Below are 24,333 nucleotides of genomic sequence, written 5' to 3'. Positions count from 1 at the left end.
CACCCCAACCCTGTCCCCGAGGGCAGACGGATGCACTGGCTTTGACCCTTCTGCCGCTGGTGGGAGCGAGTTGGGGCGAGAGTTGGATTGAGGGCAGGCGACGCCAGAGTTTGAGGAAAAACCAGCCTGCAATGCAGGTACAACAATCGTATGCAGCTATTATTTCAGGAGTTTTCAGGTGATGCAGACCATCCACGGCGGCCCCGACGCCGAAGGCGTGGCGCGTTACGATTTGTCCACCAACGCCAACCCGTTGGGGCCGTACCCTGGGGCCTTGCGCGCCCTGCAAGCTGCGGATGCGCGGCATTACCCCGACCCGGCGTACACCGAACTGACCGTGCAACTGGCCGCCTGGCACCGGGTGGCACCGGCGCGCATGGTGCTGGCCGCCAGCGGCAGCGAATTCATTCAGCGCATCAGCGCCGCGGTGGCCTTGCAGGCGGGGCAGGGCGCAGGGCGGCCCACACGGGTGTGGCTGCCGCCGCATGCTTACGGCGACTACGCCCGCGCCGCGCAAGCCGTGGGGCTGGTGCCCACGCCTGATGCGGCTCAGGCCGCGCTGTTGTGGGGGTGCGAACCGTCCAGCCCGCTGGGCCAGCCAGAAGCCGGTTTGGCCGAGCGCGTGGCCGCGTTGCAGCCGTGGCAAACGCTGGTGCTCGACTTGGCTTACGCGCCGCTGCGCCTGCAAGGCGCGCTGGTGCTGGATGCGGCCGCGCAAGACAGCGTGTGGCGCTTGTTCAGTCCCAACAAGGCGCTGGGCCTGACGGGGGTGCGCGCGGCTTACGCCGTGGCTCCGGCGCAGGTGGATGCAGCCTTGTTGCGGCGCGTGCAGGCGCTGGCCCCGTCGTGGCCGCTGGGCGCACATGGCGTGGCGCTGCTGCAAAGCTGGGCCACGCTGGATGCCGAAGACTGGGTGGCCGCCAGCCGCGTGCAATTGCAAGCCTGGAAGGCGCGGCAAATGGCGCTGCTGACCGCTGCGGGCTGGCGGGTGCAGCCCAGCGAAACGCCGTTTTTCGTCGCTGATCCTGCATGCCGGACAAGCGCTGAAGGCGTGCTTGACTTGCAAACTGACCTGCAAACGCAATTGCACGCGTGGCGCGCTCAAGGGCTTAAGCTGCGCAACGCCGCCAGCTTTGGCCTGCCCGGCCGTGTGCGCATGGCCGTGGCCTGCCCCGCCGATCAGGACGCAGTGCTGGCAGTGCTGCGCCAGCCGTTGGGTGTGGGCCAGGGGCAAAATCAGCCCTTATGACTTCAACATCCCACACGGCCCGCCAACCCGCCCGCTGCATCATGGTGCTGGGCACCAGCAGCGGGGCGGGCAAAAGCTGGATCGCCACCGCGCTGTGCCGCTATTACGCGCGCTTGGGGCTGAAAGTGGTGCCCTTCAAGGCGCAGAACATGAGCAACAACGCAAGAATTGTGGCTCCCACGCTGCCTGCTGCGCATGGTGCGCTGCCCCCCGAGGGGGCGCTTGCCGCCTTGGGGCGGCCCGGCGGCGGCTCGGTGGCCCCCATGCTGCCTGCTGCCCAGGGTGCGCTGCCCCAGTTCGGGCAAGGGCACCCGGGCGTGCCGGAGGAGGGCGTTGCTTCACCTTGTGGCGGGGCTGAGGTTTTTTGGGGAGAGATTGGCAGCGCCCAATACTTTCAGGCGCTGGCCGCGCGCGCCGTGCCGGATGTGCGCATGAACCCGCTGCTGCTCAAGCCCGAGGCCGACACGCACAGTCAGGTGGTGTTGCTGGGGCAGGTGAGCCGTGATTTGACGGGCATGCCCTGGCGGGGCCGCAGCGAACGGGTGTGGCCGCAGATCGCCACCGCGCTGGATGCGCTGCGCGCTGAGAACGACGTGGTGGTGATCGAGGGCGCAGGCTCACCGGCTGAAATCAACCTGATGGCCAGCGACGTGGTGAACCTGCGCGTGGCCCGCCATGCCGATGCGCGTTGCCTGCTGGTGGCCGACATCGACCGAGGCGGCGCTTTTGCCCACTTGTATGGCACCTGGGCGCTGCTGCCTGAAGATGATCGGGCGCGCATTCGGGGTTTTGTGCTCAATAAATTTCGCGGCGATGCGGCTTTGCTGGCCCCCGGCCCCGAGCAGTTGCAGGCGCTGACCGGTGTGCCCACCGTGGCCGTGGTGTCCATGCACTTTGGTCACGGCCTGCCGGAAGAAGATGGCGTGTTCGATGACCGCGCCCATATCAGCACGGGCGGCACGAGCGGCGCGGTGCGCACGCGCATTGCCGTGGTGGCGTACCCGCGCATCAGCAATCTGGACGAATTTCAGCCGCTGAAAAATGTGCCCGGCGTGCACCTGAGCTGGACGCGCAGCCCGGCTGAACTGGCGGATTTGAGCGCCGCCGACTGGATCATCCTGCCCGGCAGCAAAGCCACTGCCGCCGATCTGGCCTGGCTGCGCGCGCAGGGGCTGGACGCGGCCATTGCCCAGCACGCCGCGCGCGGTGGTCGCGTGCTCGGCATCTGCGGCGGCCTGCAAATGCTGGGCGAGGCGTTGATTGACGTGCACGGGGTGGAACCCGCAGGGCACCAGCCCGCCGCCGAACCGCTCTCAAGGCGGGGTGCAGCCCCACTTTCCGGTGCAGCCGGAAACCTGACCCCGGCTTGGGGCAGTGCACCACGCGCAGCCGCGCAGCGTGGGGGCGATCAGCCCGCCGCCGGGCCGCTCCCAAGGCGGGGTGCGGCCCCCTCGGGGGGCAGCGCAGCAGGCGCAGCCGCGCAGCGTGGGGGCTTGTATACCAATGCACCGGGCCTTGGACTGCTGCCTTTAGTGACCAGCTTTGAGCCGAACAAAACGGTGTGCCCCGCGCGCGCGCGCTTTGGCACGCTACACGGCGCATGGGCTGCGCTGTCGGGTGTGCCCGTACACGGCTACGAAATCCACAGTGGACAAACCGCCCAGCACCCGGCCATGGCCGCCAAGGGCGACGTGGCGCACGAGGTGATTCCCGGCCTGGTCTGGCAAAACCCCGCAGGCAACGTGCTGGGCCTTTATCTGCATGGCCTGTTTGAAAGCCCTGCCGTGCTGCACGCGCTGTTTGGTGCCGATGCGCCGTCGCTGGACGACGTGTTCGATCGGCTCGCCGATGCGCTGGATCAGGCGTTTGAGCCGGGTGTGTTGGGGGCGCTGGCGGCGTTGTAAGCGCGTTGCTTTCCCGGAACAGGCGTGGCGTGCGGGATGATCTGGATATTGAACGACATGCGCCAGATGCCATTGCAAACTCCTGATACGGTGGCCTTGACGTAAAAACTTCAACCCATTGACTTGATGACTTTGACCGACAACAGCCTGATGCCTGCCATCCCAGAGATTGCAGACGTTCCTGACATCACCGATCCCGCCCTGGCCGCGGCCTTGCAGCAGCGCATCGACCGCAAAACCGCACCGCTGGGCGCTTTAGGGCAGGTGGGCGATTTGGCGCGACGGCTGGGGGCCATTTTGGGCACCGCCGCGCCACAACTGGTGCAACCGCAGTTGGTGGTGTTTGCCGCCGACCACGGCATTGCCGCGCGCGGCGTGTCGGCTTACCCCAGCGATGTGACCTGGCAGATGGTGCACAACTTTTTAGCCGGTGGGGCGGCGGTGAGCGTGCTGGCGCGCCAGCATGGCATCGCGCTGACGGTGGTGGACTGCGGCGTGCGGCATGACTTTGATGCAAGGGCTGAACCAGCACCCGCACTTGTACCGAGTGCAGGTGCGCCGCGCCTGCTGCACCGCAAGATCGCCCCCGGCACGCAAGACAGCAGCGCTGGCCCAGCCATGACGGCGGCGCAGTGCACGCAGGCGCTGAACAATGGTATTCAACTGCTCAAGGCGCTGCCTGGCAACGCACTGCTATTGGGTGAAATGGGCATTGGCAACACCAGCGCCGCATCACTGTTGACTGCGCGCCTAGGGGGGGTGGACGTGGCCGAAGTCACGGGCGCAGGCACTGGGCTGGACGCCGCAGGCATCGCCCGCAAAACCGCCGTGCTGCGCCAGGCGCTGGCCGCCAACGCCGGGGCAGCCGAGCCGCTGGCCGCGTTGGCTGCGCTGGGCGGCTTTGAAATCGCCACCATGGTGGGGGCCGTGTTGCAGGCAGCCATCGAACGCCGGGTGGTGCTGGTGGACGGCTTTATTGCCAGCGCCGCCGTGCTGGTGGCCGCGCGGCTGGCCCCGCATGTGCTGCAACGCTGCGTGTTGGCGCACCGCTCGGGCGAGCGCGGCCATGCGCGGCTGTTGACTTTGTTGCAGGCCGAGCCGCTGCTCGATCTGGGCTTGCGCCTGGGCGAAGGCAGTGGCGCAGCGCTGGCCTGGCCGCTGCTGGTGTCGGCCTGTGCCATCCTGAACGAGATGGCAAGCTTTGAAAGCGCCGAGGTGTCAGATAAACAATGAGGCGCCCTCTGCCGCCCAGAGCAGAGGGTGGGGCCTTCGTGCGCCGAAGATGAATGGGTCGGTCAAACCGGCTTGGGCTGGTAACGGTAATGCCCGGTGATTTTGTAGACGAACAGTGCATCGCTCAGCTCTGGCCCGCGCCCGATGTTGTGCACGATCAGCGGCACGCCCGCACGGGTTTTCTTGCTGGAGACGATGCCGATGTGCGGCAAATTGCCGGGCAACATCCAGGTGACCAGATCGCCCGGCCGGTAGCTGGCCGGGTTATCCGAAGTGGGCAGGGCTTGCCCGTGCCGCTTGAAAAACACCTGAAGATTGGGCACGCGCCGGTGGTCGATGTGGGGGTCGGGGCGGCTCAAGCCCCACAGGCGTTGGGAAGGGTAGCGGGCAAAATTCTGGCGCATGTCTTCATGCACCTTGACCTGCAAGTCCACACCCAGCGCCCGGTACGAGCGAATCACCACGTCGGTGCATACGCCAGTGTCTGCAGGCACGTCGCCGCCGGGGTAGGCGATGGCCACGTAACGCCCGTCGTAGCGCACCTGGGCTTTCAAGCGGTTCAGGGCGGCCGCATCCAGTTGGGTCGCAAAATCATCGGCCTGTGCCACAGGTTGTGTCGCAGAGGCCAGCGGCCCCAGCAACCCCAGTAACATCAAGCAGGCCCATGCATGGGTTGTTTTGTTCAGGCTGAATTTCATGGGTTGGTGTTGTGGTGTGCTTCTGGGTTTTGCCTGGTGCAGGATTCGTGTGGGTTACGATTCATGCGCAGTCACTTGGGTTCCGCGCACGCATGCTTTGTTCAGGCCAGATGTATGCCAACTGTTTTTAAACCTAGATCTGGCAGTTAGACGCATCCGATGGTGCTGTGATCGGCGTGCCAGGCAAGACGCGAGGACGCTGCGGGCTTGCTGCCCGCAAGGACGAGCAACGCCGCATGGCGCGGCAAGCGCAGTGCCAGTGGGAGCGGTGCGCCTTCACCTTCAAGGTGAGCTTGGGGAAAGGGCAGAAAGTTGCGTATTCATGCGGCTTTCAAGAAGAACACAAGCGGTTAACTGCTGGATCTAGGTTAAAGCCAAAGATCTAAAACCAAGCCCCATTCATGCAAGCCGTACGCCACTTTCTACTCGCCCTGCAATTTTTTACCCGCATTCCGGTCACTGGGCGGCTGGCGGCGTGGGCTGGGTACAGCCCAGCCATGCTGCAAGCGGCCAGCGCGTACTTTCCTGCCGTGGGCTGGGTGGTGGGCGCGGTGGGTGCGGCGGTGATGTGGGCGGCGCTGCACCTGCTGCCTGCCGGGCCGTTGGGCGCGTTGGTGGCTGCGCTGCTGGCCACGGCGACCACAGTGGGACTGACCGGCGCTTTCCATGAGGATGGTTTGGCCGATACGGCCGACGGGCTGGGCGGCAGCGCCCCGCGTGAACGCGCCTTGCAGATCATGAAGGACTCGCGCATTGGTACCTACGGCGCGGTGGCCCTGGTGCTGGCGCTGGGCCTGAAGGTGGCGCTGCTGGCGCTGTTGGCCGGGGCGGGCAGCGCTCAGGCCGTGGCCGCCTTGGTGATTGCGCATGCGGCTTCGCGGCTGGCACCGCTGGTGGTGATGCGCTGTCTGCCCTACGTGGCCGATCCGGTGCACGCCAAAGCCAAGCCCATTGCTGACGCTGCACCGCCGGGTGCGCTGTGGATCGCTGGCGGCTGGACGCTGCCTGCGGCGGCGGTGCTGGCCTGGGCTTATGGTGTGGTTGGTCTGGCGGTGGCCGCGCTGGCCTGGACGCTGGTGCTGGCGACCATGCTGCGCGTGTTGCGCCGGCGCTTGCAGGGCTTTACCGGCGACACCTTGGGGGCCACGCAACAGGTGTGCGAACTGGCGTTGTATCTGGGGCTGGCGCTCAGTCTGTCATGAAAGCCATGAAGTGAAGGCAGCGTGATGAAGCTGTGGTTGATTCGCCATGCGCCAGTGGCGGCGGCCGAGGGCCGCTGCTATGGCCGCAGCGACTGGCCTGCCCAGCCGCAGGCTACCGCGCAGGCTGCGCACGATTTGGCGGTGCAACTGCCGCAAGAGCTGGTGGTGCGCTGTTCACCGCTACAACGTTGTGAGCAGCTTGCGCAGGCGGTGCAAGCGCTGCGGCCTGATTTGGTGATTAAAACGGACGATCGCCTGCGCGAGCTGGACTTTGGTGCCTGGGAAGGCCAGCCATGGGCCGATGTGTCGCGCACGGAGATCGATGCCTGGCTGGCCGACTTTGCCCACGCCCGCCCCGGCGGTCATGGTGAATCTGTCAACGCCCTGATGGCCCGCGTGGCTGCGGTTTGGGATGAAGCCCAAGGCGAAGCCCGTGCCTGCCGGCAAGACACCGCCTGGATCACCCATGCGGGCGTGATGCGCGCCGCGCTGCTGCTGTCGCGCGGTGTGCGCTGCTCCACGCAGGCCAGCGACTGGCCTGCCGATGCGCTGGGGTTTGGGGCGGTGCGGGTGCTGGAGATAGATTGATGCCAGCACGAATGATTTAGGCCACCGTACTTCAAAAAAACATCAGGGTCGTTGACGGCGACGCAGTCCGACGACTCCCAATAGGCCACACAAGCTGCCCAGCAAGCCCAAACCAGTGATGGAGGTGGTGGGTACGGCTACAGCAGTAGAGGACCCACTGGTCGCGGTGGCCATGAATGAGCACAGGTTGACAAAGAACTGGTGCTGATCTGCGGCAGCGCTGCCCATCATGAAGTTCACATCAAACACGACAGTCATGGCACCCGCAGGGGCGTTGGACATGGTTCCGGTAGTCCAGGCAATGGCCGACCCACCCGTGGCGTTGCTGGTGGCAAAGCTACCTGTGCCAGGTGTAATTACGCCGCCTGGCGCAAGGTAGTTAATGGCAGTCAGTGGGCCGTCGGTGAATGGACTGTGAACGGTTTGTGCGTTGCCAGGTTCTATGAAGCTGAGAGAGCCACCGCCCATTTGGTCGATAAAGGCCAACACCGAATTGTTTCGCGTCATGAAACCCACGTTTTCCCCCATCAGAAACAAGGTCTTGCCACTTTGCAAGAAGGTGGTGTAGGCGCTGTTGTCTGCGGCAGTCAATGCGCTGCTGTTGCTGAAACGCACATCCCAAATTTGGTCGTAGGTGTTGATATTGGCCGGAAGGGTGTCAGAGCTGGTGTAGGTGTTGCTTGGGCCGCAAGTGGGTGCGACGTTGTCGACCACACTGGTTGTAGTGCTTGGTTCGAAGGTGGTCGATGCACCGGTGACGATCAGAATATTGGCCGCTTGTGCCAATGAAATGGATAGGAACAGACCTGCTGCTAATGCAACAAAACGACGTGTGATGATCATCACTTTCTCCCTGATGTTTATTAAAGAATTTAACTTCACATTATTTCATATGGGGCTATTGATTTTTTCTATTTTTTGTTATTGGATACTTTCATAGAGCGCCTGGTGGTTTCAGCCTAGGGGTTGCCAACCTGCGTCATGTGCGCTTCAAAAGCCTGGATGATCTGCTTGTGTCCACTGACCGGGCTCCACAGCCACTTGAACAGCACCTGCGACCAAGCCGGTTGCGTGTGCAGCCACCACGGTGGCGCTTGCTCAGGCCAGAAGGTGCTTCGCAATAATAGCACATCGTCTCTGTTACCCACTTGCGAGTCGGCGCACAGATCGCCGGGTTGGGCAGGCTCCCAGAAAAAACCGGGTGCGCAGTAATCCATGCCGCGTGGATCCAATGGTCTGCTCAGGGCGACGCTGATGGCTTCGGTCCACTCGCCTTGGCGCAGGTGCTGGCGCAGGCGTGTGGCAAAGGTGTTGACCGATTCGGTCACCCATCGCGTATGTTCCAGCAGCCGTTGCGGGTCAGGCTCGCCGCCCACGCGCACCTGCAAGTCCGCCAGCCACGCGGTGACTTCATCGGCATAGGTTTGCCAGGCATGCAATTCGGCGTCCAGTGCGCGGATGACTTGCGGCCACGGCGGGGACGAGGGCGATATGGGGGTGGTTACTTGTTCCACAGTTTCACCACTCCCGTGGCCAGCGCCGTGCCACACAGCACGATCGCCCCGCACAGCAGCATCCAGGGCGTGAGGGTTTCATTGAGCAGCGTGACGCCGTAGAACACCGCAAACACGGGCACGGCAAAGGTGACGGTGATGGCGCGCGCCGGGCCTAGCTGCTCGATCAGGCGGAAGAACAGCACGTAGGCCACGGCTGTGCACAGCACGCCCAGCGCCAGCATGGCCAGCCAGGCTTGCGGTTGAGGCGCTTGTGCGGGCCAGAACCACCAGGTGGGTAGCGCCAGGCCCAGCGCCGCACCCACCTGGCTGCCGGTGGCGACCATCAGCGGGTTCAGCCCGGTCAAATATTTGCGCGTATAGCTGGCAGATACGGCGTAACTGGTGGTGGCCAGCAGGCAGGCGGCCACGCCCCAGGCCGGGGCCAGCCCCAGCGCGCCGGGCTGAAAGCTGACTTTGTCCCAGGCCAGCATGATCATGCCCACAAAACCGATCGCCAGCCCCAGCGTGCGCGATGCGCCAGGGTTATCGCCCAGCCAGGCCCAGGCCACCACGGCCCCAAACAGTGGCACGGTGGCGTTGAGGATGGACATCAACCCGGTGCTGATGGACAGCACGGCAAAGCTGAACAGCGCAAAGGGCAACGCTGAGTTGATGACGCCGCAAAACAGCACTGGTTTCCAGTGCGCGCGCAACTGCGGCCACAGCCCGCGGCTTAAAAGCACCGGCAGCAGCGCCAGTGCGGCAATGCCCACGCGCAGCCCGGCGGTGGGCAGCGGGCCGAACTCTACCGCGCCCAGGCGCATGAACAAAAATGACGCACCCCAGATGGCCGAGAGCAGCAAAAATTGAAGGGCGGGGTGGTTCAGCATGGCAGGCAAGTATCGGCGAACTTGCCAAGGTGGGTGGATGGGGGTGGGGGGTGAAGGCGCGAGGTTGGGGTGCCTGACCGGGATCAACCTGCACTATCGGCAAACAACCCCGCATCATGTCTGGCACCAACGGGTGCGGCGTGCAGGCGGCGCAAGGCGGCGTTGTCCAAACCCGGCGCGTCGCCCGCAATTTGCCAGCCTTCCAGCCGCAGCAGCGCTACCTTGCGGCGCAGGCCGCCGCCAAAGCCGGTGAGCGTGCCGTCACGCCCAATCACGCGGTGGCACGGCACAATGACGATCAGCGGGTTGGCACCCACCGCCGTGCCCACGGCGCGCACCGCAGCGGGGCGGCCAATGTGCGCGGCCAGATCGCTGTAACTCAAGGCGGTGCCCACATCAATATTCAGCAGCGCATGCCACACGTCTTGTTGAAAGGCGGTGCCGGTGGACAAATCCAGCGGCACGTCAAAGCGCAGGCGCTGGCCCGCGAAGTAGGCGGCCAGTTCGTCACGGGCCTGTCGCAATAACGGGCTGTCACGCTCTGGCCTCCAGGTGCTGCGGTCAGGAAAGTCGCGCTGGCCCTGCGTGAACCAGGCACCGGCCAGCCCTTGCGCGGTGGCCGCCAGCAGTAAATTGCCCAGCGGCGTGGCGATGGTGGTGTGGGCGGTGGGGGTTGGGTATTTCATGGTGTTTGATGAGTTTTAGCTTGTACAGAAGCTGTAAGCAGCTATGGAGTTGACAGTTGCTTGCGGGTGCTGGATGCCGTTGCGCCCTGCCAGGCGCGCAGCACGGCGTAGCCGCGCCATGGCCGCCAGCGCTCGGCCAGTGCGGCGGCGACCTGTGCCGGACGTGGCTGATCGCGCACCCCCAGGGCGGTATGCAGTGCCACATCGCCCGCTGGAAAAGCATCGGGCCAGCGCAGTGCGCGCAGCGCAATGTATTGCGCCGTCCAGTCGCCAATGCCGGGCAGAGCCGTGAGTGCGCTCAAAGTGGCGGGCACGTCGGCACCTGGGTGCAGCGCGAGTGCGCCGCTGTTCACAGCGTGCGCCAGTGCTTGCAACGCTGCCTGGCGTTGGCGCACGATACCCAGTTGCCCCAGTGCGTGGCCGCTGGCTGAGGCCAATGTGGCGGGGGTGGGGAACAGGCGATTCAACTCGTCCGGTAATGGCGGCCTGTTGTTGGATTGGGCTGGGTCTGTCAAGGCCGTGGCACGCGCCGGGGTGCGCGCCGGGGAAGGTGCAGAGACGGACACGGCATGAACAGCAGAGGCTGAGGGGTTGCCGCTGGCCAGCGACTCGCCAAAGGTATCCACCAGCCGCTGCCCCAGTGTGCGTGCCGCTGCCACCGTAATTTGCTGGCCCAGCACAGCACGCACGGCCAGTTCAAAACCATCCAGTGTGCCCGGCACGCGCAGACCAGCGCTGCCGGGAAAGTCACGGCCCAGCATGGCATCAATGGCGACAGGGTCGGCATCCAGATCCAGCCAGGCGCGCACGCGGACCATCACGCGCGGCAGTTGCGCCACCAGTGCCTCGGCCACCTGCACGTGCACGTGCACGTGACTGGCAGCCTCATCGAAGGTGCAGGCCACCCAACCTGCGGTATCGCCCACGCGCAGCGTGCGCACCAGTGTGCCTGCGGCGATATCGACATGTTCCATACCGCTAATGGCGCGTTGGGCAAAAAAACGCAGCAGGGCGGCTGCGTCATAAGGAGGGCGAAAGCCCAAGGTCACCGTTACCGCACCCGGCGCAGCGTGGTGGCTGCCTTCACGTCGCAGCGCGGTAGGACTCAGGCCATAGTGCTGGGCAAATGCGGCATTGAAGCGCCGCAAGCTGGCAAAACCCGCTGCCATGGCCACCTGCGTGATCGGCAAGCGCGTGTCGGTCAACAACTGCTTGGCCGCCAGCAGGCGACGTGTTTGCAGCCAGGCCAGTGGCGACACACCCAACTCGGCTTCGAACACGCGGCGCAAGTGCCGGTCACTCACGCCCAGGCGTGCAGCCAACCCGGACACGCTGGGCGCTTCATCGCCCCAGGCATCGGGCGTATCCAGAAGGCGCGCTGCGTGTTGCGCCAGCAGGGCAGAGGCATCCTGCGCCGACCAGGTCAGCGCCTGCGGTGCCAGCTCAGGCCGACAGCGCAGGCAAGGGCGAAAGCCCGCGCTTTCGGCCTGTGCGGCGTGGCTGAAAAAACGGCAGTTCTCGCGCCGTGGTGTTTTGGCGCGGCATACCGGGCGGCAATAGATGCCGGTGGAAGTTACCCCAGTGAAAAACGCACCGTCAAAACGCGCATCGTGCGCTTGCAAGGCGCTGTAGCAGGCGCTGGCATCAAGGGGCAAGGCGGGCAAGGGCAAGTCCATGCTGCGGATGATAGGCCCGCCAAGCAGCCAGACTCGCCGTTTTCGGACGTGGTGTACTGAGAGAGCGTGTTCAAAGTCTCTGCGCGGGTGTATGGGCGCGGCCTCGGGCGGTCTGCTGCGTTGTAAATCCTCGCGATACCGCCAAGTATCGCTGCGGTTTGCGCCTTGCAGCCCATCCCGATCCGCATCCCACACCCCTCACGCTGAGACTTTGAACACGCTCTGAGATGAAAAGACAGCCACCGCATTGACCGCATGCTGACTCAGCATCAAAGCCAGATAAAGCGGCTTATCCAGCCAGCATGAAAAACAGCCCTTGTTGCTGGGTGGCTGGTGTTTCAGCCAGTGGGCAACAAAGGTGTCCAGCTTACTTGAGGTAATCGGAGACCACTTTCCACTTTCCATCCTGGATTTGCGACATGCGCGAGGTTGCATTGCCCAGACGTTTGGTTGAAGTGAAGGTCATCTCGGCTGAGCCGAAGATGTCTGGGGCGATGGTGGTGCTGTCCATGGCCTGGATGAAGCTGTCTGTGCTGAGTTGGGTGCCGGCCTTTTGAGCGCCTTTGGAGAAGACATCGATCAGCAAGTAGCCATAGACTGAGAACACGGTTGGGTCTTCATTGAATTTGGTCTTGTATTTGTTGGCCCAGACGCGGATCGGCTCTGCGGCCTCATCGGTGTACGGGTTTTGCACCGTCATGGTGGCGTACAGCCCGTCCATGGGCTTGCCACCCAGTTTGTGGATCAGGTCGGTATAGGCACCGCTGGACCCTAGAAAAGTGGGGCTGAAACCAGTTTTGCGCGCCTCACCAATCGTGCCAATGGTTTCGCGAATGAGGGTGCCCAGCACCACGAAGTCGCACCCAGCCGACTTCATGCGCGCCACTTGCGAGGAGAAATCGGTGGCACCGCGCTTGAACGTGGTCTTTTCTGCTATTTCCATGCCAACGACTTTCAGGCCAGCTTCTGCACCACGCAGCACCTCCAGGCCAAACTCGTCATCCTGATAAATGGTGCATATTTTCTTGGCGCTCTTTTCCTTGGCCAATTTGGGTGCACCCAGGCGCATCTGATCGAAGTACGTTGCGGCAAACGCGTACTTCAAGCGGTTGATGGGTTCATACATCTCGCGTGCGGCTGTAACAGGGAAGAAGTTGATGATGTTCTTGTCGAACAGGATCGGAAACGTGGCCACGTTTTGTGCCGTGCCGAGATGGCCCACCATGGCGAAAATTTTGTCCTGGTTGACCAGCTTTTGCGCCGCCAGCACGGCGCGCTTGGGGTCGTAGCCCGAGTCTTCAATTTTCAGATTGATCTTGCGGCCATGGATGCCGCCTTGTTGGTTGATTTCGTCCACCCGCAATTGCATTCCCATGCGCACTTGCTTGCCAAAGCCCGCCAGCGGTCCAGACAAATCCTGAATGGAGCCGAGCATGATCTGATCTTTGCTGACCCCCTGCGACTGCGCCAACACGGCAGATGTGCTGAACGCCGATGCGCAAACCAATGTGATAAATGCAATCTTCTTAGACATGAGAACAACTCCTTGAAGGGCCAATGAAACTAGGGCGAGATCATGAAAAATTTCAGCTTGAACAGGGATTGTCTGGGTGGTTTTTGGCAAGTGTTGGGGTGAATACCCTGATGTACGCGCATCAGCCTCGGTACATGGCGTCGATCTGGGGTGCGTATTTGGTTTGCACCAACTTGCGTTTGAGCTTCATGGTGGGTGTCAGCTCCTCATCTTCGGCGCTCAGTTGGGTGTCGAGCAGAAAGAATTTTTTGATTTGTTCGACGCGGGCAAACTTGGTGTTGACCTCATTGATCACGCCCTGAATCAACGCTTGCACTTCGGCTGCGCGTGTCAGGCTGGCGTAGTTGGAAAACGGCACGTCGTGGTCCTGCGCGTACTTCTCGACGTTTTCCTGGTCGATCATGATGATCACCGTCAGGTAGGGTCGTGCGTCGCCGATCACCACGGCATCGGTGACGTAGGGGCTGAATTTGAGTTCGTTTTCCAGCTCGCTGGGCGTCACGTTCTTGCCGCCGGCGGTGATGATGATGTCCTTCATGCGGTCGGTGATGCGGAAGAACCCATCGGCATCCACCGCACCCACGTCGCCGGTGCGCAGCCAGCCGTCGGCGGTGAAGGTGTCGGCGGTTTTTTCAGGCAGGTTCAAGTAGCCCGCGAATACGTTGGAGCCTTTGACTTGGATTTCACCGGTCTCCGCATCGATGCGCACCTGATTGAAATCGGCCGCTGGGCCGATGGAGCCGGGCTTGATCTGCCGCGCTGGCACGCCGGTGGCCGCACCGCAAGTCTCGGTCATGCCCCAGACTTCCAGCATGGGAACGCCCAGTGCCAAGTACCACTTGACCAGCTCGGGCGAGATCGGCGCGGCGCCGGTAACCAGAAAGCGCGCACGGTGAATGCCGATCAGTCGGCGCACGTTGTCCAACGCCAGCCAGCGCGCCAGACGAAATTGCAGCTTCAGTCCGGCAGGCACCGGCTGATCAGCCAACACCCGGTCAGCAATGCGTTGGCCGACGCCGATGCTCCAGGCGTAGACGGTTTGTTGCAAACGCGTGCCTTCTTTCAGCGCGATGGCAACACCGGAATAAAACTTCTCCCACACTCGTGGCACAGCAGTGAACACGGTGGGGGCGATCTCGCGCACGTTTTCGGGCACGGTGTCGGGGTTTTCGACAAAGTTCAGCTTGGCACCGGTGTAAAGGGAGAAATACTCGCCGCCCATGCGTTCGGCGATGTGACACAGCGGTAGAAAACACATGCACTCGTCTGCTTCGCTGCGCGCGATCAGGGTGTTGTACCCGCGCACGGTGTAAGTCAGCCCGGCGTGGGTATGCATGGCACCTTTGGGCTTGCCGGTGGTGCCCGAGGTGTAGACCAAAATTGCCAAGTCTTCGGGCTGCACGGCTTTCAGGCGTTGGGCCAGCGCGTCGGGGTGGGAGGCGTTGTAGGCACGGCCCAGCGCGCGCAGCGCATCCAGGCTGATGACGCCGGGATCTTGAAGGTCGCGCAACCCCTTCATGTCGAATACCACCACTTTTTGTAGCAACGGTAGTTGATCGCGCACTTCCAGTGCCTTGTCGAGCTGCTCGTCGTTTTCGACGAACAGCACGCGGGTGTGCGAATCTTCACACAGGTAGTGCACCTGACTGGCGGCGTCGGTGGGGTAGATGCCGTTGGCCACACCGCCACAACTGAGCACGGCCAGATCGGCCCACACCCATTCGATCACGGTGTTGGACAGGATGGAGGCTGTTTCACCATGCGCCAGACCTAGGTGCATCAGTCCGCCAGCGATTTCGCGCACTGCCTCGCCCACCTGTGCCCAGCTCCAGCTGCGCCAGATGCCCAAATCCTTGTTGCGCAGCCATACCGCATCGCTGCGCTGGGCAACGGCGTTCCAGAACATGGCCGGAATGGTGTCGCCATCCAGCACGCTCTCGGTGCGCGGTTGAATGGCGGACAGGTCCCAAAGATTGCTCATGCTTATCTCCAGGTTTTCTTTTTTTTCCAGCGCCGCTCGCCGCGCACGCCTTCGTCCTTCATGCCGAGGTAGAACTCCTTGATGTCGTCTTTCTCGCGCAGGTGCTCGCAGGTGTCTTCCATGACGATACGGCCGTTTTCGAGCACGTAGCCATAGTCGGCCGCATTCAGCGCCATGTTGGCGTTTTGTTCGACCAGCAAGATGGTGGTGCCGCGTTCGCGGTTGATGCGCACCACGATTTCAAAGATTTCCTTGGTCAGTTTGGGACTCAAACCCAAGCTCGGCTCATCCAGCAAAATCAGCTTGGGTTGGGCCATTAGCGCGCGGCTGATAGCCAACATCTGCTGCTGGCCGCCAGAGAGCAGGCCAGCGTCTTGTGTGGCGCGCTCTTTCAGGATCGGGAAGTAGGCGTAGACCTGCTCGATGTCGCGTGCCACGGCATCGCGGTCATGGCGGGTGTAAGCGCCCATCAGCAGGTTGTCGCGCACCGACAGCAGCGGAAACACCTCGCGCCCCTCGGGCACATGCGACAGGCCCTGTTGCACGACGAAGGCTGGGTCTTTGGAGGTGATGTCCTGGCCCTTGAATTCGATGCTGCCTTTGCGCGGGTCGATGATGCCCGAGATGGTTTTGAGGATGGTGCTTTTGCCCGCGCCATTGCTGCCCAGCACGGTGGCAATCTGACCTTGCAGCACTTGCAGACTGACGCCGCGGATGGCTTTGATCGGGCCGTAGGCGCTTTCGACGTTGAGCAGTTTCAAGACGGTATCGCTCATGCCGTTCTCCTGAGCGAAGCGACATCGTCGACAGAACCTAGATAGGCTTCGGCCACGGCAGGGTCGTTTTGCACTTCACGTGGTGTGCCCATGGCCAATACCTCACCCTGGTTCATGGCCAGCACGCGGTCGGACACGCGCGATACCAGCGCCATGTCGTGTTCGACCATCAGCACGGTGATGCCCAGCTCTTGCACGATGTCCTGGATCCAGAACGCCATGTCGTCAGTTTCTTCGACGTTCAGACCGGACGATGGTTCGTCCAGCAGCAGCAGCTGCGGCTCGGCGCACAGCGCGCGCGCCAGCTCGACCACCTTGCGCACGCCGTAGGGTAGCCCGGCCACGGTCGATTCGCGGTGGTGCTGCAAGTCCAGCAGGTCGATCACGCGCTCCACCTGCTCGCGCGCCTTCAGCTCGGCCGCGCGCGTGGCGGGGGTGAACAACAGCTCGCTCCAAAAGCCTGTTTGCCGGTGCGTGTGACGGCCGATCAGCAGGTTGTGCAGCACCGTGGCGTGCTCGAACAGCTCGATGTTCTGGAACGTGCGTGCAATGCCGAGCGAGGCCACCTTGTGCGCCGGCTGGTCGGTCAGGCGCAGCATGCCGTGCGGGCCGGCATAGTCGATCTGGCCGCTGGTGGGGGTGTAGATGCGGCTGATCAGGTTGAACACCGTGGTTTTGCCAGCGCCGTTGGGGCCGATCAGGGTGAACACCTCGCCGCGTCGCACGTCGAAGCTGACGTCGCTGACGGCCAGCACGCCGCCAAAGCGCACGCTGAGGTTCTGGGCTGAGAGCAAGGTGTCGTTGCTCACGGCATCGGCTCCTGGTTGGATGCTTCTGATTTGATAGCTGGTGGTGATTGATATGCTGGCGCTGGAGGCTGATTTGGCTCCGAATCTTGGTTGCGTCGTCTTGAATGATCGTCTGGGCGTTGAGGATGTGCCGCTGGCCGGGATGTGCGCCCGGCGGCGCGCCTACTTTCTTTTGCATCGCCAGAAGAAAGTAGGCAAAGAAAAGGCGACCCCACACCCCGTGTCCCTCCACTGCGCTGCGGGCAGCCTGCGATGCTCGGGCGCGGGGCGGCGCTGCGGAACTCGCTGCGCGCCCATGGCGCTCCGCTCAGACAGCCGCAGCGAGTCAGTGCACGAAGCCTGGGTATGCTGCGCTGCCCAGGTTCGCCCCACGCCCTGCGCTTCTCGGCACGGGTTGAGAGGGATGTGAACTCCACTCGGGCCATCGCTGCGCTCGGCCCTGGTTCTGGGCCGCATGCATCGGGTGGCCGCGGAGCAGGCCAGTCCAGCGAACGCCGTGCCCGGACCTGCGCCGGGCACTGGCGTTGTCCCCAGCCCGCAGAGAGCGGGGGAAGGTGCCGCAGGCGAGTCAGGGGGACGTTCATTTCAACCTGTCGGATTTCTGGAAGGACTTCTGCCGCTTGAACATGCCCTTGCGGTAGAACGGAAACAGTTGCAGCCAGGTGCGCACTTTCAGCCAACGTCCGTACAGTCCCAGCGGCTCGAACAGCACGAAAGCGACCAGCACTCCACCATAGACCACCGTTTGCAGGCCAGGGGCCTGACCAATGGCGTCGGGCAGGTAGTCCTTGGTCAGTGCAATCACCTGGGGCATGGCGATCAAAAACACGGCACCTAAAAATGCACCGTGCACTGAACCCAGGCCGCCGATGACTACCAGCAGAAGTAAATCGATCGACTGGATGATGTTGAACTGATCCGGCGACAGAAAGCGCAGTTTGTGCGCATACAGCGCCCCGCCCAGACCGGCCAGCGCGGCTGACAGGGCGAACGACAGCGTTTTGTAGCGCGCCAGATGGATTCCCATGCTCTGGGCCGAAATTTCTGAGTCGCGAATAGCGACGAACGCCCGTCCGGTGGCACTGCGCAGCAGATTGAGTACGCCCAGGGTGACCAGCACCGCTGTCAACAGGCAGATGAAATAAAAGCCTTCTTCGGAGTCGATCTTCCAGCCCCCAATAGCCGGTGATTTGACGTGCATGCCAGCGTTGCCGCCGGTCACCGATTCCCAGCGTGCGAACACCTCTTCAACGATGAAGCCAAAGGCCAGCGTGGCGATACCGAGGTAAATACCCTTAACGCGCAGCGCCGGCAGGCCCACCACCACACCCACTGCGGCAGCCAGTACGGCGGCGCACAACATGGCGAGTGGAAATGGCAGGCCAGCGTTGGTCAATACCGCTTGTGCGTAGGCACCTACGCCTAAAAAAGCGGCATGGCCGATGGAGAACTGGCCAGTGAAGCCCGCCAGCAGCATCAGCCCCAGACCGACGATGCTGTAAATCAACACAAAGGTCAGTTGTGCCAGCCAGTATTCAGGTATCAGCCAGGGGGCGGCGAACATGAACAACAGCAACAGCGCGTACCAAAACATCTGACCACCGTGCTTGATCAGCCGGATGTCCTGCACGTAGTCGGTCTTGAAGATGAAGCGCATCTCAGCCTTTTCCTCCGGCGGAAGCTGTCCTCAGCGCCGAGCTGAAGGCCGCGGAGCAGGCCATGCGGGTGAACGCCGTGCCCGGACCTGCGCCGGGCACTGGCGTTGTCCTCCCCGCGCAGCAAATGGGGAAAGGTGCGAAGCGGCTCAGGGGGGTCATACCTTTTTCCGGAGTTTTTCGCCGAACAGGCCATTGGGTTTGATCATCAGCATGATCAAAACCACGATGTAGGCAGCGATATCCTTGAAACCTTCTGGCAGGTAAAAGCCCGACAGCGATTCGACGATGCCGATGATCAGCCCCCCCACGATGGCCCCTGGCAGGCTGCCAAACCCGCCCACCACCGCAGCAGGAAACGCCTTCAGGCCAATGAAGCCCATATTGGCGTGCACAAAAGTGATCGGTGCCAGCAGCAGGCCCGCTATCGCTGCCACCACGGCGGCCAGCCCCCATGCCAAGCCATTCAGGCGCTTGACGGGGATACCCATGTAGTAGGCGGCCAGTTGATTTTGCGATGCGGCCTGCATGGCGATGCCCAGCTTGCTGTACTTGAACAAGGCAAACAGCCCCGCGCACAAGACCGTGGTGACGATAATTACCACCACCTGTTCTGCGCTCAACACCAAAGGGCCTGCATTCCAGACGAGGTTTTTGTAGGGCACCAGCAAGGTATGGGTTTCGGTGCCAATGTTCGGGATCATGGTGATCAACCCGCGGGTCATGTAGCCGATGCCAATCGTCAGCATGACGATCGAAAACGCAGGTTGACCGAGGATAGGCCGAATCACAACGCGCTCCAGCCCTATGCCAAATGCGCCCATGGCTGCAATCGCTGCCAGCACCGCCAGCCAATACGGAAAACCCAGCAGCGTCATGCCTGCCAGCCCGGCAAAGGCTCCCAGCATCATCAGCTCGCCTTGGGCAAAGCTGACGGTTTCGGTCGCTTTGTAAATCAATACAAAACCCAGTGCGATCAAGCCGTAGATACAGCCCTGCGCTGTTCCGCTGATCACCAACTGCAAAAATTGCAAACTGTCTCCTTCGAGGGGGATGGGCTATTGAGCTAGCGTTTTAAAACTTTAGCAGTGACCCTATGGCAGGGCAGCCCCGAATAACCCTATGCTGTCACGCTGAGTCGCCGCAGTGCGACTGAGGACAAACTCAAAGAGGAAACCCTATGAGCCAGAATGTGCTTGCAACACGTCATGGAACGATCACGCTCATCACGGTGAATCGGCCCGACGTGCGCAATGCGGTCGATGCTGCGACGGCGCGTGCTTTGTATCAAGCCTTTATGGAATTTGAGGTCGATGAGGGGGCACGTGTGGCTGTTTTTCATGGCGCGAACGGTCACTTTTGCGCCGGTTGGGATTTGAAGTCGGGTGCCGTCTTGGCCGATGACGCGCCGCGCGAGGTACCGTGCCTGCTGGCCGAGCTGGATTACCCCGCAGATGTGGCAAAGTCAGCAGGGCCTGTGGCAGGGCCCATGGGGCCTTCGCGCTTGCAGCTCAGCAAACCGGTGATTGCGGCCATCGAGGGTGCGGCGGTCGCCGGTGGCATGGAGCTGGCCTTGTGGTGCGACCTGCGCGTAATGGCAGAAGACGCTTATTTCGGTGTGTACTGCCGCCGCTTTGGTGTGCCGCTGATCGATGGCGGTACGGTGCGCCTGCCGCGCCTGATTGGCCAGAGTCGGGCGCTGGATTTGATTTTGACGGGCCGACAGGTGAAAGCCGAAGAGGCTTTGAGCATTGGCCTGGCCAACCGTGTCACGCCGTCCGGCCAGGCCTTGGCTGGTGCGCTTGCGCTGGCCGAGCAAATGGCAGCCTTTCCCCAGGCGACGATGCGCGCAGATCGCTTGAGTGTGCTCACGCAATGGGATTGGCCGTGGCGTGAGGCCATGCAACGTGAATGGAGTTCGGGTCGTGAGTGCTTGGGCGATGCACTGGCAGGGGCGGCGCGTTTTGCGGCAGGGCAAGGGCGGCATGGCAGCTTTTAGGGATGAGCTTTGCCGCCAAGCAATGTGCCAATAAGCGGGGCGTCAACGCATGACAGCTTCCGCGGTGCCGGTTTGTGGCAGCCACAAATGCGCCACCAGCCCGCCGCCTTGGCGCGCCGACAGCCACACGCGTCCACCGTGGGCGTTGGCAGTGTTGCGGGCAATGGCCAGACCCAGGCCGGTGCCACCGGCGTCGCGCCCGCGTGAGGCTTCGCCGCGCACAAAAGGCTCGAACAGGTGTTCCAACTGGTCGGCAGGCACGCCAGGGCCGCGATCGGACACGCGCACTTCAATGCCTTGATGGCTGGCTTGTACCGACAGATCCGCCTGCCCGCCGTAGCGCAAGGCGTTGTCGATCAGGTTTTGCAGCAAGCGCTCCAGTGCGCGCGGGGCAGCGGTAACCGTAAAGCGCACGCCGGGGTGTTTAAACCGGCAGTTGTGTCCCAGGTCGGTGGCTTGATCGGTCAGCGATTCGAGCAGGCCGACGATGTTCATGGGCACGCGTTGCTCGCGCAGTTGTGCGCTGCGGGCGTATTCCAACCCTTCGTCGATCAGCGTGTCCATGGCGTCCAGGTCGGCTTCGATGAATGCGCGCGATGGGCTATCGACCAGGCTGGACAAGCGCAGCTTCAGACGGGTGAGGGGAGTCTTTAGATCATGCGAGATGGCAGCCAGAATCTGTGTGCGCTCGCGCAACTGTTGTTGCACGGCACGCTGCATGGCGTTGAAGCCGGTGGTCAGTGTTTGAATTTCCAGCGAGCCGTTACCGCTCAGAGGCTGGGCACTGACCACGTCGGCGGCCAGAGCGCGCACCGCAGTGGTCAGGTGGCCCAGCGGGCGCGTGACCAAAGTGACGGCCCAGCTTGCAATCAAAGTCACGATACCGGTAATCAGCAGCACGTACAGCAGGATGGAGCGCACGCTGGGCAGCGTGCCAGGTAAGGTTTTGTCAAACACCACCAACAGCGCCTGTGCGCTGTTCAGTGGCAGCCGCAGTGCGGGTTGGCTGCCGGCTTGTGTCAGCGTGACAGGTAAGGCGTTGCCCGCTTGTGCTTGTACCGCCTCGTGCAGGGCTTGCATTTGCGGCGGTATGCCGGAGGTGTTGACGGCTGTTACCACAGGACTGGCGGCTGATTGCAGCCTGGGGTGATAGCTGCCGCGCTGCATCAAGCCAATGGCTTCGGGGCGTTGGGCTTCAGGCATGGCTGACAGCCGTGTGTGCAGCCACAGCACGTCTTGGGCGATGTGCTGGTTGGCCAGCCAGCGGGCGTCGTAGCCGCGTTGCCAGCCCATGGCTCCTACGCTCAGCAATTCCAGCCCTGCGATGCTGCACAGCAAAATCAGCAGCAGCCTGGCCTTGAGCGAATGGGGCCAGCGCATCAGGGGTGGTCCTGCCATTGCACCGGCTTGGCCAGCACGTAACCTTCGTTGCGAACAGTTTTGATGTAACTGGGTTCGCGCGCGTCGTCGCCCAGCCGTTTGCGCAAGCGCGATACGCGCAAATCGACCGAGCGGTCAAACACATCGGCATCACGCCCAGCCAGATGTACCAGCAACTGATCGCGCGTGACGATGTGCTGCGCGTGGTCGAGCAAAAACAGCAGCAGCGAAAATTCAGCCCCGTTCAAGGGCATCGACACGCCATCGTGGCTGGTCAACAGGCGCTCTACGCTGTCCAGTTGCCAGTCGCCAAAGCGGGCATAGCGGCTGGGGCGGGCACTGGCCTGGCCGGGTGGCAGCATGCGGGCGCGGCGCAGCACGGCGCGAATGCGCGCCACCAGCTCGCGCGGGGCGAAGGGTTTGCTCAGGTAATCGTCAGCGCCCATTTCCAGGCCGATGATGCGGTCAACGTCTTCGGCCAGCGCGGTCAACAACAGCACTGGTGTGGCGGCGTGCTCGCTGGCGCGCAGGCTTTTGAGCAGTGTCAAACCATCTTCGCCCGGCATCATTACATCGAGCACGATCAAGTCCACGGGTGACTGCATCAGCAAGGTGCGCAGCGCCTTGGCGGAGGCAGCGGCGCTCACCCGCAGGCCCTGGCGCTTCAGTTGCTCGGCCAGCAACTCGCGGATAGCGGGGTCGTCATCGACGATGGCAATGTGATCTGAAGCATCCATGGGCAGGCAGTGTAAGCAGGCGGCAGATACATTCAGCGCTTGTTTTGTATCGCACTTTGTCACTGCTGCTCGTTGACAGGTTGAGGTACCAAACAGGGGGTGTGCAGACAAGCTTTGAGGGCGTTGCCGCGGTGAAATCACTTCACCTTAACTCGCACCTTGAAAGGAGCACATCATGAAAGTTCGCCGTTTTATTCTAATTACCACTACTGCATTGACTGCCATTGTCAGCCCTGTCTGGGCCGATACCTTGCAGCCCGATTCGGGTGAGATGCCATTTGCACAGCCGCCCCAGCCCACCTACATGGGCACAGCTGCCGTGATGGCGACTCCGCGTGTCGACGTGCCGGTGGATGTGACGCAGGTCGCCTCGGGCGAGATGCCGTTTGCCCCAGATGCTGTGCTTGGCCCATCCATGCGCTCGCGCGCCGAAGTGCGGGCTGAAGCGGTGCAGACGCCGCCGCTGGCTGGCGAGTACCAGCAGCCCGGGCATACCCTGACGCCGATGGGGCAACCTTCGCGCTATGCAGTGCCTGCGATGCAGCCACGCCGCGCCAATGGCGTTTGAGGCGAAAAAGCCCAGCATGGCACCCTTGCATCAAGGGTCTGAAAATCACAGATAAAACCGCCCTTTGAAGCAGGTAAGCAAGCGGTACGCAGCTCTTGAATCAGTAGCTTTTAAGCTGCATCAAAGCCGCGCCAGGCGCTGCAATGCGTCGCGCAGCGTGCCGTCCTTTTTGGCAAAGCAAAAGCGGATGACCTTCTGGTCAAAGCTGTCGCCATAAAAGGCTGATAGTGGAATGGCGGCGACGCCGATTTCGCGCGTGAGCCACTGACATCTACGCTTCTCCCAGCGCCTGTACGACTTCAGGCGGTATGGCTGCTCCCTGCGCCTTGGCCTGCTCAGCCCCTGCTTGAATTGACCCGGCAGTTCAAGCAGGGAGCGATCGATGCCGCTGGTTTTCAGCATCTGCAGCCAATCGCCTTGCTCCTTTGCGTCAGGCGCGACGGTCGTGCTGGTCTCGGCGTGTAAGGCGACGACTCCGGTTGACAGCAAGCCCATCATCAGCAAATGCGCGATCCATGCATTGAGTATTCTTTCCATTGTTGCCGCTTTGTTTATTATTTAAAACAATATTCTCAGTAGTCATATGATCATTATAAATATAATTACGAGCCAAGGATGCGTGAGAATATTTTTAAACTATATTTTTGTTTGAATAGAAAACCTATTATTCTTCTGTATTTTTGAAAATAAAATATAAGGTTAATTAAAAAGAATGTTGGCATCATTTTCGAGTCCCATGGAAGGGTGGTTGTAGTGCCTCTGGTAATATTGGATTGAAAAGTGATTTTAATCTTGCGGTGAGGCAGATTGGCCAAAAATCAATTACTCAATTTTTTGTAAGCTTCGATATAAAATTCATTGCCTGGAAAGTTCCTGATTCCATTTTGTATAACCGATCTGAGTCCAATCAATAAACTTGAATTTGAACGCTTAACAATTTCAAGCTCGCCATTGCTTAAATCCATGACCACTGCGAGAACTTTTCGCGGATCCTTCGTTTTCATCAGCACTTCATTTTCTATAAACGATTGTGCGGTTTGACCAGTTTCTGCTGCATTCACTACAGCAGCAGCTCTAACCCATTGTGCGTACCGAGCCAATTCCAGTCCTCCGATAGCAGACTCGGGCGAACTAAATTCTGGCTCGCTCTGGTTAAGGAAGGTCTGCAAAAGTCAGCCCCATGACGGCCTGATCTGAGACAGTGGAGCGATGCAACAGACAAGCCTTGCCACCACTGGATTCGAGCTTGCAGCCAAACGCACGCGCAAGCGT

The 24,333-nt window shown here is 61.9% G+C and carries 22 protein-coding genes and 1 pseudogene; 7 read left to right on the top strand and 16 right to left on the bottom strand.

Annotated elements, in window-relative coordinates; all coding sequences use genetic code 11:
• Positions 1–181 precede the first annotated feature (181 nt).
• The 3 genes from ACK5NW_RS13030 (at position 182) to cobT (ending at position 4,386) form a co-directional block, all read left to right on the top strand.
• The gene (locus tag ACK5NW_RS13030) at positions 182–1,249 is read left to right on the top strand and encodes an aminotransferase class I/II-fold pyridoxal phosphate-dependent enzyme (RefSeq protein ID WP_416928744.1); all 1,068 of its coding nucleotides are present in this window, start codon (positions 182–184) and stop codon (positions 1,247–1,249) included.
• Positions 1,246–3,153 (top strand): cobyric acid synthase, encoded by a 1,908-nt coding sequence (locus ACK5NW_RS13025; RefSeq protein WP_416928742.1) that lies wholly within the window; start codon positions 1,246–1,248, stop codon positions 3,151–3,153. The genes ACK5NW_RS13030 and ACK5NW_RS13025 overlap by 4 nt, the downstream gene beginning before the upstream one ends.
• A 126-nt stretch (positions 3,154–3,279) precedes the next feature.
• Positions 3,280–4,386, top strand: a complete 1,107-nt coding sequence (cobT, locus tag ACK5NW_RS13020; RefSeq protein WP_416928740.1) for a nicotinate-nucleotide--dimethylbenzimidazole phosphoribosyltransferase — start codon at positions 3,280–3,282, stop codon at positions 4,384–4,386.
• Positions 4,387–4,448: 62 nt separating this feature from the next.
• Here cobT and ACK5NW_RS13015 read toward each other — a convergent pair whose 3' ends face one another.
• Positions 4,449–5,084 (bottom strand): DUF1287 domain-containing protein, encoded by a 636-nt coding sequence (locus ACK5NW_RS13015; RefSeq protein ID WP_416928738.1) that lies wholly within the window; start codon positions 5,082–5,084, stop codon positions 4,449–4,451.
• Positions 5,085–5,485: 401 nt separating this feature from the next.
• Here ACK5NW_RS13015 and ACK5NW_RS13010 point away from each other — a divergent pair, with 401 nt between their 5' ends.
• Together ACK5NW_RS13010 and ACK5NW_RS13005 are read left to right on the top strand one after the other, a co-directional pair.
• Entirely contained in the window at positions 5,486–6,286 is an 801-nt protein-coding gene (locus ACK5NW_RS13010) for an adenosylcobinamide-GDP ribazoletransferase (protein WP_416928736.1), read from the top strand.
• Positions 6,287–6,310: 24 nt separating this feature from the next.
• The gene (locus ACK5NW_RS13005; protein WP_416928734.1) at positions 6,311–6,874 is read left to right on the top strand and encodes a histidine phosphatase family protein; all 564 of its coding nucleotides are present in this window, start codon (positions 6,311–6,313) and stop codon (positions 6,872–6,874) included.
• Between the two features lie 42 nt (positions 6,875–6,916).
• Here ACK5NW_RS13005 and ACK5NW_RS13000 read toward each other — a convergent pair whose 3' ends face one another.
• From ACK5NW_RS13000 to ACK5NW_RS12950, 11 genes are all read right to left on the bottom strand, one after another.
• Positions 6,917–7,717, bottom strand: coding sequence for an IPTL-CTERM sorting domain-containing protein (locus ACK5NW_RS13000; RefSeq protein ID WP_416928732.1), 801 nt, complete (start codon positions 7,715–7,717; stop codon positions 6,917–6,919).
• Between the two features lie 116 nt (positions 7,718–7,833).
• On the bottom strand, positions 7,834–8,388 hold the full coding sequence (locus ACK5NW_RS12995; protein ID WP_416928730.1) for a hypothetical protein: 555 nt from the start codon (positions 8,386–8,388) through the stop codon (positions 7,834–7,836).
• Positions 8,376–9,260 carry a DMT family transporter gene (locus tag ACK5NW_RS12990; protein ID WP_416928728.1) on the bottom strand — a complete coding sequence of 295 codons (885 nt, stop codon included), beginning with the start codon at positions 9,258–9,260 and terminating at the stop codon, positions 8,376–8,378. The genes ACK5NW_RS12995 and ACK5NW_RS12990 overlap by 13 nt, the downstream gene beginning before the upstream one ends.
• Before the next feature lie 83 nt (positions 9,261–9,343).
• Positions 9,344–9,946: a methylated-DNA--[protein]-cysteine S-methyltransferase gene (locus ACK5NW_RS12985; protein WP_416928726.1), complete on the bottom strand. Its 603-nt coding sequence runs from the start codon at positions 9,944–9,946 to the stop codon at positions 9,344–9,346.
• 41 nt (positions 9,947–9,987) lie between these two features.
• Positions 9,988–11,622, bottom strand: a complete 1,635-nt coding sequence (locus ACK5NW_RS12980) for a DNA-3-methyladenine glycosylase 2 family protein (RefSeq protein ID WP_416928724.1) — start codon at positions 11,620–11,622, stop codon at positions 9,988–9,990.
• Positions 11,623–11,989: 367 nt separating this feature from the next.
• Positions 11,990–13,156, bottom strand: a complete 1,167-nt coding sequence (locus ACK5NW_RS12975) for an ABC transporter substrate-binding protein (RefSeq protein ID WP_416928722.1) — start codon at positions 13,154–13,156, stop codon at positions 11,990–11,992.
• A 121-nt stretch (positions 13,157–13,277) separates the two neighbouring features.
• The gene (locus ACK5NW_RS12970) at positions 13,278–15,137 is read right to left on the bottom strand and encodes an AMP-dependent synthetase/ligase (protein WP_416928720.1); all 1,860 of its coding nucleotides are present in this window, start codon (positions 15,135–15,137) and stop codon (positions 13,278–13,280) included.
• Between the two features lie 2 nt (positions 15,138–15,139).
• Positions 15,140–15,913: an ABC transporter ATP-binding protein gene (locus tag ACK5NW_RS12965; protein WP_416928718.1), complete on the bottom strand. Its 774-nt coding sequence runs from the start codon at positions 15,911–15,913 to the stop codon at positions 15,140–15,142.
• A complete protein-coding gene (locus ACK5NW_RS12960) occupies positions 15,910–16,722 on the bottom strand; it encodes an ABC transporter ATP-binding protein (RefSeq protein WP_416928716.1) in 813 nt (270 codons plus the stop codon). Before ACK5NW_RS12960 ends, ACK5NW_RS12965 begins: the two co-directional genes overlap by 4 nt.
• A 580-nt stretch (positions 16,723–17,302) precedes the next feature.
• Complete coding sequence (locus ACK5NW_RS12955) at positions 17,303–18,379, bottom strand: branched-chain amino acid ABC transporter permease (protein ID WP_416928714.1); 1,077 nt, start codon at positions 18,377–18,379, stop codon at positions 17,303–17,305.
• A gap of 156 nt (positions 18,380–18,535) precedes the next feature.
• On the bottom strand, positions 18,536–19,411 hold the full coding sequence (locus ACK5NW_RS12950) for a branched-chain amino acid ABC transporter permease (protein ID WP_416928712.1): 876 nt from the start codon (positions 19,409–19,411) through the stop codon (positions 18,536–18,538).
• Between the two features lie 146 nt (positions 19,412–19,557).
• Between ACK5NW_RS12950 and ACK5NW_RS12945 the strand changes: the two genes are divergently transcribed.
• Positions 19,558–20,376: a crotonase/enoyl-CoA hydratase family protein gene (locus ACK5NW_RS12945; protein WP_416928710.1), complete on the top strand. Its 819-nt coding sequence runs from the start codon at positions 19,558–19,560 to the stop codon at positions 20,374–20,376.
• A 42-nt stretch (positions 20,377–20,418) separates the two neighbouring features.
• Here ACK5NW_RS12945 and ACK5NW_RS12940 read toward each other — a convergent pair whose 3' ends face one another.
• Positions 20,419–21,756, bottom strand: a complete 1,338-nt coding sequence (locus ACK5NW_RS12940) for a sensor histidine kinase (RefSeq protein ID WP_416928708.1) — start codon at positions 21,754–21,756, stop codon at positions 20,419–20,421.
• Positions 21,756–22,493, bottom strand: coding sequence for a response regulator (locus tag ACK5NW_RS12935; RefSeq protein WP_416928706.1), 738 nt, complete (start codon positions 22,491–22,493; stop codon positions 21,756–21,758). The genes ACK5NW_RS12940 and ACK5NW_RS12935 overlap by 1 nt, the downstream gene beginning before the upstream one ends.
• Positions 22,494–22,668: 175 nt before the next feature.
• Here ACK5NW_RS12935 and ACK5NW_RS12930 point away from each other — a divergent pair, with 175 nt between their 5' ends.
• Entirely contained in the window at positions 22,669–23,061 is a 393-nt protein-coding gene (locus tag ACK5NW_RS12930) for a hypothetical protein (protein ID WP_416928704.1), read from the top strand.
• 120 nt (positions 23,062–23,181) lie between these two features.
• Here the strand turns inward: ACK5NW_RS12930 and ACK5NW_RS12925 are convergent.
• A pseudogene (locus ACK5NW_RS12925) lies at positions 23,182–23,331 on the bottom strand (methionine aminotransferase); the annotation flags it as partial.
• A 548-nt stretch (positions 23,332–23,879) separates the two neighbouring features.
• Positions 23,880–24,230, bottom strand: a complete 351-nt coding sequence (locus tag ACK5NW_RS12920) for a hypothetical protein (protein ID WP_416928702.1) — start codon at positions 24,228–24,230, stop codon at positions 23,880–23,882.
• Between the last annotated feature and the right edge of the window lie 103 nt (positions 24,231–24,333).

The sequence above is a fragment of the Ottowia sp. genome, assembly GCF_047975795.1.
Classification (GTDB): Bacteria; Pseudomonadota; Gammaproteobacteria; order Burkholderiales; family Burkholderiaceae_C; genus Ottowia.
Note: the sequence above shows the minus strand (reverse complement) of the source record. Positions and strands in the feature narration are given on the sequence as shown.